Consider the following 13,460-nt stretch of genomic DNA (forward strand, 5'->3'; position numbering starts at 1 on the left):
CTATCGTGCGACGCGAGACTGCGTACAAGCTGGCCGGACGGAAGCATGGTAGTCCGGCGCATCACGCGGGGGCGGGGATCGCCAAGAGCCGGGAGATTCGTTTCAAGGCTCTTCCGCCCGGTCAGGTCGAACAGGCGCGCCGTTCGCTTGCCGACCTGGAGGGGGTGAAGGTTGCGGCCGGGCGAGACGCCCTGTCGCTGACCGTGCAATACAACGTGCTCGATTACACGCTCGAGCGCCTTGAAAATGCACTGTCCGACGCGGGCTTTCATCTCGACCGCCCCTTGCTGGTCCGCCTGCATAGGGCATTGGTCTATTACGTGGAAGAGACTCAGGTACATAACCTGCGCTCTCCGGAACGGCTCATCAAGCAGTCCCACGAGGTTTACATCCACGCCTATGCGGCCCATCCGCACGGCGATCACGACGATACGCCGCCCGAGCTGCGCGATTTCAAATAGTCTCCGAGACTCCGGGCTTGCTGCCTGGAGTGTCCGTTTTATCTTTCGATTCCACCATGAACGACGAACAGCTCCTGCGCTATTCGCGCCACATCCTGCTCCCCCAGATCGGTATCGAAGGGCAGGATGCCATTGTTGCCGCCCGTGTGCTGATCGTTGGCGCCGGCGGGCTGGGTTCGCCGGCTGCCATGTACCTGGCCGCGGCAGGGGTCGGGACGCTGGTGCTGGCGGATGGCGACACGGTCGATCTGACCAACCTGCAGCGGCAGATCCTGCACAGCCAGGAAGGGGTCGGGCGGCTCAAGGTGGAGTCTGGCCGCGACACGCTGGCGCGCTTGAACCCGGAAGCCCGCGTCCTGCCCATTGGCCGGCGGCTGGAGGATGGCGAGCTCGAGGCGGAGATCGCTGCGGCCGATGTGGTGCTCGACTGCTCCGACAACTTCGCCACCCGGCACGCCATCAACCGGGCCTGCGTGGCGCATCGCAAACCGCTGGTGTCAGGCGCGGCGGTGCGTTTCGATGGCCAGGTGTCGGTGTTCGACCTGCGCGCGGACGACAGTCCCTGTTACCACTGCCTGTTTCCGGAAGGTGAGGACGTGGAGGAGGTGCGCTGTGCGGTGATGGGCGTGTTCGCGCCGATTACCGGCATCGTCGGTGCGGTGCAGGCGGCGGAGGCGCTCAAGCTACTCGTCGGCTGTGGTGAAACCCTGACCGGCCGTTTGTTGCTGCTCGATGCGCTGGCGATGGACTGGCGGACGATCCGCCTGGGGCGGGATCCGGCCTGCGCGGTGTGCGCTTCACGTTGAACGCGAGGCGTCGTTCCGCCTGAACAAGGCTTTGGCAAATTGCTGCAGGCCGAATTTCTGCTGTGCCCAGAATGCGTTGCGGGCGGCGAATTCCGCCGGAGTCTTTTCGTGGATGCCGGTCGGCGGGATATCGTCCCGCAGGTACAGGGTGCCGAACAGGATGTCCCACACCGGCAGCAGGATCGCGAAGTTGCAGCCGTAGCGGAAACGCGGATTGGCAGGCAGGTCCAGTGCATGATGCCAGCGGTGGTAGCGTGGGCCGACGATCAGTCTTTCTCCGATACGGCCGAAGGTGAGGCGGGTGTTGGTGTGGGAAAGGTTCTCCACCAGCCGCAGGGCAACCAGCAGGCCCAGGAAGTGGCCGGGTGGAACGCCGATCAGCAGGGACAGGCAGGCGAACCAGAAACCGGCGATGAGATCGTCAAGCAGGTGATTGCGCGAGTCGGTCCAGAAGGACATCTGCCGCTGGGAGTGATGGATGCCGTGCAGGGCCCACCACCAGCGCCAGGTGTGCGACAGGCGGTGGCGCCAGTATTCGGCGAAATCGAGAATCACCAGGTAGATCAGGAAGCTGGCCAGCGGATGATGGTCGAGGGCCGGCAGCCAGTCCTCCAGCTGATGCGGAATGACGTCATGGAAGCGCAGCCAGCCTTCCAACTCGCTGAAGCCCGGGGCAAGCAACAAGAAGACTGCCAGCGGTATGACGCCCAGGCGATTGAGGAGCGCGTAGAGCACGTCCACCCGGACGGCATGTCGTTCGGCCCACTTCTCCGCCGGCCACATGGCTTCCAATGGACGCAGCAGCACGAAGGCCGCGCCGAGTTCGACGACGCCGAGCAGGACGAACTCGATGCCGTCGAAGCCCATTTCCGCATAGCTCGCCAGGCCGATTGCGAACAGCAGCGGTTGTACCAGGGTATCGAAGAGCCAGCCCTGGGTACTGATGAAGAGCTCGCCGAGCCAGTCCATCATGGCGTACCAGCCACCGTTGCGAAGCAGAAGCCCCGCACCTTGAGTCCGGCGATCAATGGATCCAGCATTGGCGCGAAGGGATCCTGGCGTGACCAGATGCCGAGGTGGGCGAGCAGCACATCCCCGTCCCTGATGTTGGCGAGTGCCCGTTTGAGTAGCGTCTCATTGGGATAGGTGCGCGACGGTAGTTCATCGCCGAGGAAGCCCGCCGGTGACCAGCCCACGTGGCGATAGCCGCATTGCCTGGCGGCCTTCAGCGCGAGGGGCGTCGTGTGACCGCCGGGCGCGCGCCAGATCGGATCGAGGTGGCGGCCGGTGAGTTCGGCGAAGCGCAGGTCGGACTGTTTCACTTCCGCGCAGATCTGCGCGGAGTCCAGTCTCTCGCGGGTTCCGTCCATCAACTGGTAGCTCACCCGACCGTCGTCCAGGTCCTGCCGGAAGGCGCCATGACGCCAGGTATGGCTGCCGAAGGCGTGCCCTTCCGCTACGCGGGCCTTCCAGTATGCGGCCCAGGACGCGTCGAGGGCCATGTCGCCGCGGCTGGTCTTTTCCTGGGCGACGAAGAAGGTCGCCTTCACGTGGTGCTTGTGCAGGATTTCGGCAATGGCCTCGGCGTGGCGCATGTTGCCGGTGTCCAACGTGAGGTACACCGTTCCCTTGCAGGCCGGCTCTCCGGCGGTGGCGTAGCTTGCCAGCGGTGCCGTGCACAGCGCGAGGGGCAGCAGCAGGGAGCGTGGTGCACGCATCACTGTCTCGCAGCGTGCTTCAGGAAGAACACGCCATGGGGCGAGCGCCCGACGGGAATGGAGCGCGATACCGTCTTCTGCTGCAGATCCAGTACCTGCACTTTGCGGGCGAAGCGCGCGGTGGCCCACAACTCCTTGCCGTCGGCGCGGAGCTCCATGTCGTCGGGGCCGCCGGGCACGTCGTATTGTTCGATCTCGCTGAGGGTTTGCGTGTCCACCAGGGAGATGCTGCCCTTCATGCTGCGGTTCGACACGAAGACGTGGCGCCCGTCGCCGCGGGCCAGGAAGTTGTGCGCCGCCTTGTCGGTGGTGATCTTCTTGACGGACTTGCGCGCCTGCCAGTCGATGACCTCCACGTAGTCGGCGCCCATGATCGCGACCAGCAGGTACTTGTCGTCGGGCGTCATGTAAATGCCGGCCGGAGTCGGGCCGACACTGATCTTCCAGGCCGGTTGCTGGGTCCTGAGATCGATGGCGAGGATCTCGTCGGATTCCTGCAGCGTGATGAAGACGTAATGGCTGGCCTTGTCGAAGGCCATGTGTGATGGGGTCTTGGCTGCCGGAACCCGCGCGACCAGGGAGAAGTCAGCGGCCTTGTAGAGATCGACCCGGTCCAGGCGCAGGGAGTTGGCGACGAACCACTTCTTGTCCGGCGAGAAGCCGAGCTGGTAGGGGTCGGAGATGTTCTTGACGCGCTTCTGCTCCTGCCCCGTGCGGGGGTCGAAGAAGACCAGTTCGTTGGAGATCGCACAGGCGACGATCACCGCGCTGTCGTCCGGTGTCGCCATCAGGTGATGGGGTTCCTTGCAGGCCGGCGTGCGGCCGGTTTCCTTGTAGTTGCGGGTATCGATCAGACTGACGTTCTCATCCCCGGAGTTGAGGACGAGGGCGGTTTCTGCGCCGGCGGACGCCGCGAAGCAGACAAGGGCGACGGAGCCGATCAGGTGCGCAGACTTCATGGTGGCGGTGGTGTGGCGGATATAGGAACTTAACGCCCGGCGCAGGCGCGCGTTGACCGTTCCCGATCAGGGGCGGCTCCCGGGATCCCGGGTATGTCTGAGGGCCGTTTCAGCAGGGGCGAGCGATGATCCGCAGATCTTGGCCGACCTGACGGACGTCGCGGAAGGCCAGTTGTCGCTTGTCCGCCAGATTGTCCAGCGTGGGCAGATTGAAGAGGCCGCGGGCCTCGTCGCCGACGAGGGCCGGCGCGAGGTAGAGAATCAGCTCGTCCACACAGCCTTCGCGCAATAACGAGCCGTTGAGCTTGAAGCCGCTTTCGGCCAGGACTTCGTTGATGCCGCGTCGGCCGAGTTCGGTCATCAGGGCAGGCAGATCCACCTTGCCGCCGTTGTTGGGCAGGATCAGCACATCCGCGCCGCGGCGCTGCAGCGCGGCGATACGTTCGGAATCCTGGACGGCGCCGGCCACCAGCACGCGGCCGCCGTCGAGGATCCTGGCGTTGAGCGGTGTTTCCAGGCGTGCGTCTACGACGATGCGCAGGGGCTGGCGCTCGGTGGGAATGGCACGGACGTTGAGTTGCGGATCGTCGTCGCGGACGGTGCCGATGCCGGTGAGCACCGCGCAGGAGCGGGCGCGCCAGCGATGCGCGTCGCGGCGCGCGTCGTCGCCGGTAATCCACTGGGAGACGCCGTTGTTCAGGGCGGTCTTGCCGTCCAGCGTGGCAGCGGCTTTCAGGCGCAGCCACGGGCGGCCGCGGGTCATGCGGGAGATGAAACCGATGTTAAGTTCGCGGGCTTCGTTTTCCTGCACGCCGGTGGTGGTTGCGACGCCGGCGTCGTGCAGGCGTGCCATTCCACGCCCGCCAACAAGGGGATTCGGATCTTCCATCGCCACCGCGACGCGGGCTACGCCGGCCTTGACCAGCGCGTCGGCGCATGGGGGGGTGCGACCGTGGTGGGAGCAGGGTTCCAGCGTTACGTAGGCGGTGGCGCCACGGGCTTTTTCGCCGGCCATCGCGAGGGCGTGCACTTCCGCGTGGGGCTCGCCGGCGCGAAGGTGCCAGCCTTCGCCAACGATCGCGCCATCACGCACGATGACGCAGCCGACGCGGGGATTCGGGGTGGTCGTGAACAGTCCGCGCTCGGCCAGCTTGAGGGCGCGGGCCATCCACCGGTAGTCGTCGGCGGTGGCGCTCATGGCGGTGGAACCTTCAGGAAACCTTGGGGGGGCGGCCACGGGGCCGGGAGGTGACTTCGCGGATGACTTCCGAGAATTCGTCCACGTCGGCAAAGGCGCGGTAGACCGATGCAAAGCGGATGTAGGCGACCTTGTCGAGCTTCTTGAGTTCGCGCATTACCAGTTCGCCAATGCGCTCGGAGGCGATCTCGCGTTCGCCGGAGGACAGGAGCTTGGCCTCGATGCGGTCGACAGCAGCTTCGACGTTCTCGGCGGTGACGGGCCGCTTGCGCAGCGCCAGCTTCAGGCTGCCGAGAAGCTTGTCGCGGTTGAAGTCGGCACGGCTGCCGTTCTTCTTGACCACCTGCGGCATCTTGAGGTCGATGCGTTCGTAGGTGGTGAAGCGTTTATCACAGGACAGGCAGCGACGGCGGCGCCGTACGGTGTCACCGTCCTCGTTCTCACGGGTGTCGGTGACCTGCGTATTGTCGGCGCCGCAGAAGGGGCAATGCATGGGCTAATGCGCGTCCCTGTCGCTGGTGCAGCTTAGGCGCCGTACACCGGGAACTTGCGGCACAGCTCGGAAACCTTGGCGCGCACGTTCTCGATGGTGGCTTCGTCCTTCGGATTGTCGAGCACGTCGGCAATCAGGTGGGCGATGCGCTCGGCTTCGATCTCGGTGAAGCCGCGGGTGGTCATCGCCGGCGAGCCGATGCGGATGCCGGAGGTGACGAAGGGCTTCTGCGGATCGTTGGGGATCGAGTTCTTGTTGACGGTGATGTGGGCGCTGCCGAGGACGGCTTCGGCTTCCTTGCCGGTGATGTTCTTGGACTGGAGGTCCACCAGGAACACGTGGCTTTCGGTACGGCCGGAGATGATGCGCAGGCCGCGTTCTTCACCGAGGACGCGGGCCATCACGCGGGCGTTGGCGATGACCTGTTCCTGGTACTGCTTGAACTCGGGGCTGGCGGCTTCCTTGAAGGCAACGGCCTTGGCGGCGATGACGTGCATCAGCGGGCCGCCCTGCAGGCCCGGGAAGATGGCGGAGTTGATCGCCTTCTCGTGCTCGGCCTTCATCAGGATGATGCCGCCGCGGGGGCCGCGGAGGGTCTTGTGGGTGGTGGAGGTCACCACGTCGGCATGGGGAACCGGGTTCGGGTAGTAGCCGGCGGCGATCAGGCCGGCGTAGTGGGCCATGTCCACCCAGAAGATGGCGCCGATTTCCTTGGCGATCTTGGCGAAGCGCTCGAAGTCGATGCGCAGCGCGTAGGCGGAGGCGCCGGCGATGATGATGCGCGGCTTGTGCTCGCGGGCCAGCGCTTCCATCTTGTCGTAATCGATCTCTTCCTTGGCGTCGAGGCCATAGGCCACCACGTTGAACCACTTGCCGGACATGTTCAGCGGCATGCCGTGGGTCAGGTGGCCGCCTTCGGCGAGGCTCATGCCCATGATGGTGTCGCCGGGCTTGGCGAAGGCCATCAGGACGGCCTGGTTGGCCTGGGAGCCGGAGTTCGGCTGGACGTTGGCGGCTTCGGCGCCGAACAGGGCCTTCAGGCGGTCGATGGCCAGCTGCTCGGCCACGTCCACGTGCTCACAGCCACCGTAGTAACGCTTGCCTGGATAACCTTCCGCGTACTTGTTGGTGAGCTGGGAGCCCTGGGCTTCCATGACAGCTGCACTGACGTAGTTCTCGGAGGCGATCAGTTCGATGTGATCTTCCTGACGGCGGTTTTCGGCCTCAATGGCCTGCCAGAGTTCGGGGTCGACCTTGGCGAGGGTATTTTGCTTGGAAAACATGGCGATCCAGGTGGACTTGAGTCAAAAACGGAGTTTAACACGGCACCTCGGGCTTGCCGAAAGCTGCCGTGCTCGTAAAAGCGATGCAGGGCCTCAGACGCGGAAGTGGCCGACCTTGGTTTCGAGGTCGGCGACCAGCTGTTCAAGGGTCGTCGTCTGCTCGTGGGTGCGGCGGGTGATCTGGTTGTTCTGTGCGGCCATCTGTGCGATGCGTTCGACGCCGTGGGCCACGTCCTGGCTGGAGGTGCTCTGGGCGCGTGTGGTATCGGCGATGTCGTTGACAGCGGCGGTGGTGCGCACGCTCTCGCTGCGGATGGTCTCGAGCATGGCGCCGGATTCGGTGGCGAGGCCGACGCCGTCGCGCACGCCGTTGGTGACGCCCTGGATCATCGTGACGACCCGCTGGGCTTCGCTCTGCACTTCGGTCACGGTGGCCGAGATCTCACGGGTCGAGTTGGCGGTGCGTTCGGCCAGCTTGCGCACTTCGTCGGCTACTACCGCGAAACCGCGACCGCTCTCGCCGGCACGGGCTGCCTCGATGGCGGCGTTGAGGGCGAGCAGGTTGGTCTGTTCGGCGATTTCGTTGATCAGTTTGCCGATGTTGGAAATCTGTGCCGAGCGTTCGGACAACTGGCGGACCGCTACCGCGGCCTCGTCGATCTCGCCGGCGATCCGCCCCATGCCGTCGATGACGCTGCGCACCCGGCTGCTCCCTTCGTCCGCATGGACCTGGGCCTGCTGGGTCATGTCGCGGGCGACGGCGGCGCTGTCGGAGACGTGGGTGACGCTGACCGCCAGTTCCTCGATGGCCGTGGCGAGGCCTGCCGCGGCCTCGCTCTGGGCTGCGGTGCTGCTCACCACCTCGTTGGAGCCCTGACGTACGGCGCGGGCGGCATCGCGGACGGCATTGCCGGTGCGCATCACGTCACCGATCAGGGTGCCGATCTGACGTGTCGTGGTATCGAGGGAGCGGGCGATCAGGTCCAGTTCGTTGCGGCTGTCGGCCGGCGCCTCGGGAAAGCGCACGGTCAGGTCGCCGTGGCCGATGCGCCGGGTTGCTTCGAGTACTTGGTGGATCGGCGCCAGGCGGTTGCGGGTGATGAAGTACAACACCACCGCCAGCAGGATGGCACCGCCGATGCACAGCGCGATCAGGGTGTTGCGCAGCCGGCGGGCTTCGACGGTGAACTCGTCGATGAAGCTGCCGGTGGCGACGATCCACCCCCAGGACGGCGCCGTCTCGAAGACGACCATCTTGGGGTCGGTCTCCGGGCCCCCTGGAGTGCGCGACCATTTGTAGGTCATCGCGCCTTGCTTGCGCCGGATCTGCTCGTCGATGATGCGGGTCAGGGCCGGGTTGTTGATCTCGCCGATCTGCCGGCCGCCGAGGATGGGGTGATAGACCAGTTCGCTCTTGGCCGTTTCGTCGGAGGGGGCCAGCACATAGGCGTAGCCCGTGCTGCCGGACTTGATCTCGGCGAGGGCCTTGAACAGGCGATCCATGTCGCCGCTGATATCCACCCGGGTGGACAGCGCGCCGACGACCTTGCCGGTGCTGTCGGTCAGCGGTTCGATCGCCGAGATGAAGTACTTGCCGTTGCGCTTGACGACGCCGGCATAGCTCTTGCCTGCGAGCAGGGCGGTGCTTTCCTTGCTGTTGCGGGGCAGGGTGCTGCCTTCGGCGCTGCTGCCGTCCTTGTTCTTCAGTAGCGTGGCGGCGCGCACGAAGTCGTCACCGGAGCGCAGCAGCAGGGCGGGGTCGGCGTCGATCTGCTGGCGCAGGGATTCCAGTAGCGCAATGTTGCCGTTGAGGCTGCGCTCGCCGGTGTGCACCACCGGCACCTCGTAGCTGCCAGCCTTGGTGGTTTCCGGGCCGATGCGCAGTGTGCCGAGGGCCGTCTTGAGACGGCTGGCACCCCGGCCTGCATGGGCGATCGCGTTGCCGTGGCTCAGTTCGAGCATGCGGACAATGCCCGTCACCTGGTGGGTGAGTTCGTCCTCGGTCTTGGCCAGCGCCGCATCCTCGGCGAAATAGGTCGTGAAGGCGATCAGGGCACCGAAAACGACCAGACTGACCAGCGCCGCGGCGAGGGACAGCTGGTGGACAAGGGACTGGCGGTTGAATTTCAGCATGACGGGACTCCTGCCGGTTCGCACCCCGGACGGGCTGCGTGCTCGTCCGAGGCATCGGCGGAGCCCCGGGAAACTTTAGGGTTTCCGGATGATGAAGTGCTAACTCAGGCGTTGTTGAGCTCGTCCAGCGCACTGTCCAGGTGGCGCTGCTCGCCCCAGGAGATCAGCGACCAGTTGTCACCGTCGTGGCCGATCCAGTTGAGGGCGGCGTTGAGGATCGTGAAGTCCCGCGGGGTTTCCAGCGGTTTGCCAGCAGCCAGGCGGTGGGCGATGTCGAGCACTCCGCCGTGGGTGACGACCAGCACCGTGCCGCCTCGGTGGGCATGGGCGATGGCAGCCAGTTTGTCGTGGATACGACGGGCGAACTCCCGCAGGCTCTCGCCGCCTTCGGGGAAGGCGAAGTCGGGATCGCGGGTTTCGAAACGGTGGTATTCGGCGGGAAAGCGCTCGCGGGCTTCGTCGTAGGTCAGAGCCTGGAAGATGCCGTAGTGTCGTTCGCGCAGGCCACTGTCGAGGGTCAGTTGAAGACCGTTGCGGGTGGTGACGGCCTCGGCGGTCTGGCGGGCCCGGGTGAGGTCGGAGCTGTAGGCGGCGTCGAAGCGCTCGCCGGCCAGGCTGGCCGCGGTGGCCTTGGCCTGGATCAGGCCGTGATCGTTGAGGGGGATGTCGATGTGGCCTTGCAGGCGGCGCTCGGTGTTCCAGGGCGTCTCGCCGTGGCGGACCAGGCAGATACGTGTAGACATTGCTGCAGTGCGGGAGAGGGTGAACGGAAACCCGAGTATCTCACGTGATGGCGGGGTGTTGCGCCGCACACTGGTCGGGTCGGGCGTGGGTGGCATGCGGCCGGAGCGTGAGCGCGGCGCCAATCTGGCCGATAATCCTGGGTCAAAGAACACGGGCAGCGCTCTGCGGGGCATGCTTTCCACACATTAAAGGAGATGCGGGACGTGCACGCCCTGCTCAAGATTTCACGCCTGATCGATGCCCTCACCGAACGCGTCGGCAAGGCGGCGACCTGGCTGGTGCTGGTCGTTACCCTCATCAGCGCGGGCAATGCCTTCGTGCGCTACCTGTTCAACTTCAGCTCAAATGGCCTGCTGGAGATTCAGTGGTATCTGTTCTCGGCGATCTTCCTGCTGTGCTCGGGCTATACCTTGCTGAAGAACGAGCACGTGCGCATCGACGTGGTGGCCGGACGCTTTGCGCCGCGGGCACAGGCGTGGATCGACATCGTCGGGACCGTATTCTTCATGGCGCCGATGGCCGTGGCGGTGCTCTATCTGTCATGGCCGATCTTCGTGGAGTCCTACAGGGTGGGCGAGCATTCGTCGAATGCCGGCGGGCTGCTGGTGTGGCCAGTGCGGGCGCTGGTACCGGCAGGCTTTGCGCTGCTGGTGCTGCAAGGCATCTCCGAGCTCATCAAGCGGGTGGCCTTTTTGCAAGGGCTGATTGGTGATCCGAACGCCAAGTCGCCGGCGGCCACGCCCGAGAGTGAGCTGGTGCGGGTCATCGAGGCGCAGCGTGGGGGGCCGCGCTGATGGCATTCATCGCTGCCAACATGGCGCCGCTGATGTTCGGGGCGCTGATAGTGTTCCTGCTGTTCGGCTACCCCGTAGCCTTTGCGTTGGCCGCCAACGGGATTGTCTTCGGCTTGCTGGGGATCGAACTCGGGCTGCTCACGCCGTCCCTGTTCCAGGCTTTGCCGGATCGGATCTTCGGGGTGATGTCCAACGACACCTTGCTGGCGATCCCGTTCTTCACCTTCATGGGCCTGATTCTCGAGCGCTCGGGCATGGCCGAGGATTTGCTCGACACCATCGGCCAGCTGTTCGGGCCGGTACGCGGTGGGCTGGCTTTCGCGGTGATCTTCGTCGGTGCGATCCTCGCCGCGACGACTGGCGTGGTGGCGGCCTCCGTGATCTCGATGGGGCTGATCTCCCTGCCGATCATGATGCGCTACGGCTACGACGAGCGCCTCGCGTCCGGCGTGATCGCCGCGTCGGGCACGCTGGCGCAGATCATCCCGCCTTCCCTGGTGCTGATCGTGATGGCCGACCAGCTCGGCCGCCCGGTGGGGGACATGTACCAGGGGGCGCTGATTCCGGGGCTGTTGCTGACGGCCTTTTATGCGGCCTATGTGGCGCTGGTGGCGATCTTCCGCCCCAGCTACGCGCCGGCCCTGCCGGCAGAGGCGCGCACCCTGCACGGCACACGCCTGCTGCTGCGGGTACTGACGACGCTGGTGCCGCCCTTGCTGCTGATCTTTCTGGTGCTCGGCACGATCTTCCTGGGCGTCGCCACGCCGACCGAGGGCGGCGCGATGGGGGCTTTCGGTGCGCTGGTGCTGGCCGTGCTGCGGCGCCGTTTAGCCTTGCCGTTGTTGCGCCAGGCGATGGAGAGCACCGCCAAGCTGACCACCTTCGTGGTCTTCATCCTGATCGGCGCGCGGGTGTTCTCCCTGACCTTTTATGGGGTGGAGGGCCACCTGTGGGTCGAGCACCTGCTCACTGCGCTGCCGGGCGGACAGGTCGGCTTCCTGATCGCGGTGAACCTGCTGATCTTCGTGCTGGCCTTCTTCCTCGACTTCTTCGAGCTGTCCTTCATCATCGTGCCGCTGCTGGCGCCGGTGGCCGAGAAGCTAGGCATCGACCTGATCTGGTTCGGCGTGCTGCTGGGGGTGAATATGCAGACCTCGTTCATGCATCCGCCTTTCGGTTTCGCGTTGTTCTTCCTGCGGTCGGTCGCGCCGCCGTCGATCAGGACCGCACAGATCTACTGGGGGGCCGTGCCCTTCGTGGTGATCCAGATCCTCATGGTGGCGCTGGTCATCCTCTTCCCGCAGTTGGTGACGATGGGGCTGGAGAAACACGACAAGGTCGATACCGAGCGGATCGAGATCATCGTACCGACCGACGGCATGCCGGGCGACGAGCCGGTGCAGTTCGACGACGCCCCAGCGGAGCAGGACGGGATTACGGTGCCGGCGGACGACCAGGAGGCAGTGCGGGCGATCGAGAAGGCCTTGCGTGGCGAGTTGAAGTAGCTGCGATCCCGGCTTTGAAAACGAATAACGGCGCCCGCGGGCGCCGTTATTCGTTGGAGCCTGGGCTGTGTCAGCTCCGGCTGTATTGGCCGGCGTCGTACATCAGCGTACCTTCGACGAAGGTGTAGCGCACCTTGCCGGGCAGTTCGAGGCCGAGGAAGGGGGTGTTCTTGCCCTGGCTCTTGAGCATGCTGCGGGTGATCAGCTGGTGGGCGTCGGCGTCGAATATGCACACGTCGGCACGGGCGCCGACCGACAGGTGGCCGCCCTTGGCGATACCGGCAATCTTCGCGGCTTCAGAGGTGATGCGGGCGACTGCATCGATCAGCGGCAGCTGGTGTTCCTGCGCCCACTTGAGGGTCAGCGGCAGCAGCAGTTCGAGGCCGGTGGTGCCAGGCTCGGATTCGCTGAACGGCGTCTGCTTGGCGTCGTCGTCCACCGGCGTGTGGTCCGAGCAGATCGCGTTGATGCGGCCGTCGGCCAGCGCTTTGGACAGCGCGAGGCGGTCGCGCTGGCCGCGGAACGGCGGCACCACGTGGCAGTGCGGGTTGAAGTAGCCGATGTCCAGGTCACTCAGATGCAGGTGGTGGGCGGCCACGTCGCAGGTCACATCCACGCCGTCGGTGCGGGCTTTTTCGATCAGGTCGAGGCTCTCGGCACAGGATACGCGGGTGATGTGCAGGCGGGCGCCGGTCTGGCGGGCCAGGCGCAGGTAGGTGTACAGCGCAACGATCTCGGCGCTGGCCGGAATGCCCGGCAGGCCCAGGCGGGACGCGACCTCGCCGTCATGGGCAACGCCGCCCTTGGACAGGTAGGGGTCCAGTGGCTGCAGCCACACGCGGAAGCCGAAGGTGGCGGCGTACTGCATGGCGCGGGCCAGCACGCGGGTGTCGAGGATGGGCGTGTTGGCCTGGCTGAAGGCCACGCAGCCGGCTTCCACCAGCTCGGCCATTTCGGACAGCTGTTCGCCCTTGAGGCCGATGGTCAGCGCGCCGATAGGGTAAACGTGGGCGCGGTTGAGCTTCTTGGCCCGGTAGCACAGCATCTCGACGAGGCCGGGTTCGTCCAGTACCGGATCGGTGTCGGGCGGAATGGCCAGGCTGGTGATGCCGCCGGCCATCGCGGCGTCCATCTCGGATTCCAGCGTGGCCTTGTATTCGAAGCCAGGCTCACGCAGACGGGCGGCCAGGTCGATGAGGCCAGGGGCGACCACGTAGCCGCTGGCGTCGATGGTCTTGGCGGCAGCGAAACCTTCAGGCGCGGTGCCCACGCCGGCGATCTTGCCGTCGGCGATGAAAAGGTCGTGAAGGGCGTCGATCTTGTTGGCCGGATCGATCAGGCGGCCATTCTTGATATGGATGGTCAT

General features: G+C 65.5%; 13 protein-coding genes. 4 read left to right on the forward strand and 9 right to left on the reverse strand.

Features of this window, described 5'->3' with window-relative positions; genetic code table 11:
- Positions 1-5: 5 nt before the first annotated feature.
- Both B4920_RS17210 and B4920_RS17215 read left to right on the forward strand, forming a co-directional pair.
- Positions 6-461: a hypothetical protein gene (locus B4920_RS17210; protein WP_079435849.1), complete on the forward strand. Its 456-nt coding sequence runs from the start codon at positions 6-8 to the stop codon at positions 459-461.
- Positions 462-517: 56 nt separating this feature from the next.
- Positions 518-1,267: a molybdopterin-synthase adenylyltransferase MoeB gene (locus B4920_RS17215; RefSeq protein WP_079435850.1), complete on the forward strand. Its 750-nt coding sequence runs from the start codon at positions 518-520 to the stop codon at positions 1,265-1,267.
- Here the strand turns inward: B4920_RS17215 and B4920_RS17220 are convergent.
- From B4920_RS17220 to B4920_RS17255, 8 genes are all read right to left on the reverse strand, one after another.
- Positions 1,259-2,239, reverse strand: coding sequence for a sterol desaturase family protein (locus B4920_RS17220; protein WP_079435851.1), 981 nt, complete (start codon positions 2,237-2,239; stop codon positions 1,259-1,261). The two genes, B4920_RS17215 and B4920_RS17220, sit on opposite strands and share 9 nt — an antisense overlap.
- A complete protein-coding gene (locus B4920_RS17225; RefSeq protein WP_079435852.1) occupies positions 2,236-2,985 on the reverse strand; it encodes a polysaccharide deacetylase family protein in 750 nt (249 codons plus the stop codon). Before B4920_RS17225 ends, B4920_RS17220 begins: the two co-directional genes overlap by 4 nt.
- The gene (locus B4920_RS17230; RefSeq protein WP_079435853.1) at positions 2,985-3,944 is read right to left on the reverse strand and encodes a cytochrome D1 domain-containing protein; all 960 of its coding nucleotides are present in this window, start codon (positions 3,942-3,944) and stop codon (positions 2,985-2,987) included. Before B4920_RS17230 ends, B4920_RS17225 begins: the two co-directional genes overlap by 1 nt.
- 109 nt (positions 3,945-4,053) lie before the next feature.
- On the reverse strand, positions 4,054-5,142 hold the full coding sequence (gene ribD / locus B4920_RS17235) for a bifunctional diaminohydroxyphosphoribosylaminopyrimidine deaminase/5-amino-6-(5-phosphoribosylamino)uracil reductase RibD (protein ID WP_079435854.1): 1,089 nt from the start codon (positions 5,140-5,142) through the stop codon (positions 4,054-4,056).
- A 13-nt stretch (positions 5,143-5,155) separates the two neighbouring features.
- A complete protein-coding gene (gene nrdR / locus B4920_RS17240) occupies positions 5,156-5,635 on the reverse strand; it encodes a transcriptional regulator NrdR (RefSeq protein ID WP_079435855.1) in 480 nt (159 codons plus the stop codon).
- Between the two features lie 32 nt (positions 5,636-5,667).
- A complete protein-coding gene (gene glyA, locus B4920_RS17245) occupies positions 5,668-6,918 on the reverse strand; it encodes a serine hydroxymethyltransferase (protein WP_079435856.1) in 1,251 nt (416 codons plus the stop codon).
- Positions 6,919-7,011: 93 nt separating this feature from the next.
- The gene (locus B4920_RS17250) at positions 7,012-9,051 is read right to left on the reverse strand and encodes a Cache 3/Cache 2 fusion domain-containing protein (protein WP_079435857.1); all 2,040 of its coding nucleotides are present in this window, start codon (positions 9,049-9,051) and stop codon (positions 7,012-7,014) included.
- Between the two features lie 104 nt (positions 9,052-9,155).
- Positions 9,156-9,794, reverse strand: coding sequence for a histidine phosphatase family protein (locus B4920_RS17255; protein WP_079435858.1), 639 nt, complete (start codon positions 9,792-9,794; stop codon positions 9,156-9,158).
- 204 nt (positions 9,795-9,998) lie between these two features.
- On the opposite strand from B4920_RS17255, the gene B4920_RS17260 reads away from it, so the two are divergent.
- Together B4920_RS17260 and B4920_RS17265 are read left to right on the forward strand one after the other, a co-directional pair.
- Entirely contained in the window at positions 9,999-10,589 is a 591-nt protein-coding gene (locus B4920_RS17260; protein WP_079435859.1) for a TRAP transporter small permease subunit, read from the forward strand.
- Complete coding sequence (locus B4920_RS17265; RefSeq protein WP_173862677.1) at positions 10,586-12,094, forward strand: TRAP transporter large permease subunit; 1,509 nt, start codon at positions 10,586-10,588, stop codon at positions 12,092-12,094. Before B4920_RS17260 ends, B4920_RS17265 begins: the two co-directional genes overlap by 4 nt.
- A gap of 70 nt (positions 12,095-12,164) precedes the next feature.
- Here B4920_RS17265 and B4920_RS17270 read toward each other — a convergent pair whose 3' ends face one another.
- The gene (locus tag B4920_RS17270) at positions 12,165-13,460 is read right to left on the reverse strand and encodes a dihydroorotase (RefSeq protein WP_079435861.1); all 1,296 of its coding nucleotides are present in this window, start codon (positions 13,458-13,460) and stop codon (positions 12,165-12,167) included.

This window comes from Zoogloea sp. LCSB751, assembly GCF_002028455.1.
Classification (GTDB): Bacteria; Pseudomonadota; Gammaproteobacteria; order Burkholderiales; family Rhodocyclaceae; genus Zoogloea.

Coding starts and splice junctions, on each gene's coding strand:
- ribD (WP_079435854.1), bottom strand. CDS start 5,142: ATGAGCGCCACCGCCGACGACTACCGGTGGATGGCCCGCGCCCTCAAG.
- B4920_RS17255 (WP_079435858.1), bottom strand. CDS start 9,794: ATGTCTACACGTATCTGCCTGGTCCGCCACGGCGAGACGCCCTGGAAC.
- B4920_RS17220 (WP_079435851.1), bottom strand. CDS start 2,239: ATGATGGACTGGCTCGGCGAGCTCTTCATCAGTACCCAGGGCTGGCTC.
- B4920_RS17270 (WP_079435861.1), bottom strand. CDS start 13,460: ATGACCATCCATATCAAGAATGGCCGCCTGATCGATCCGGCCAACAAG.
- B4920_RS17250 (WP_079435857.1), bottom strand. CDS start 9,051: ATGCTGAAATTCAACCGCCAGTCCCTTGTCCACCAGCTGTCCCTCGCC.
- B4920_RS17215 (WP_079435850.1), top strand. CDS start 518: ATGAACGACGAACAGCTCCTGCGCTATTCGCGCCACATCCTGCTCCCC.
- B4920_RS17225 (WP_079435852.1), bottom strand. CDS start 2,985: ATGCGTGCACCACGCTCCCTGCTGCTGCCCCTCGCGCTGTGCACGGCA.
- B4920_RS17230 (WP_079435853.1), bottom strand. CDS start 3,944: ATGAAGTCTGCGCACCTGATCGGCTCCGTCGCCCTTGTCTGCTTCGCG.
- glyA (WP_079435856.1), bottom strand. CDS start 6,918: ATGTTTTCCAAGCAAAATACCCTCGCCAAGGTCGACCCCGAACTCTGG.
- nrdR (WP_079435855.1), bottom strand. CDS start 5,635: ATGCATTGCCCCTTCTGCGGCGCCGACAATACGCAGGTCACCGACACC.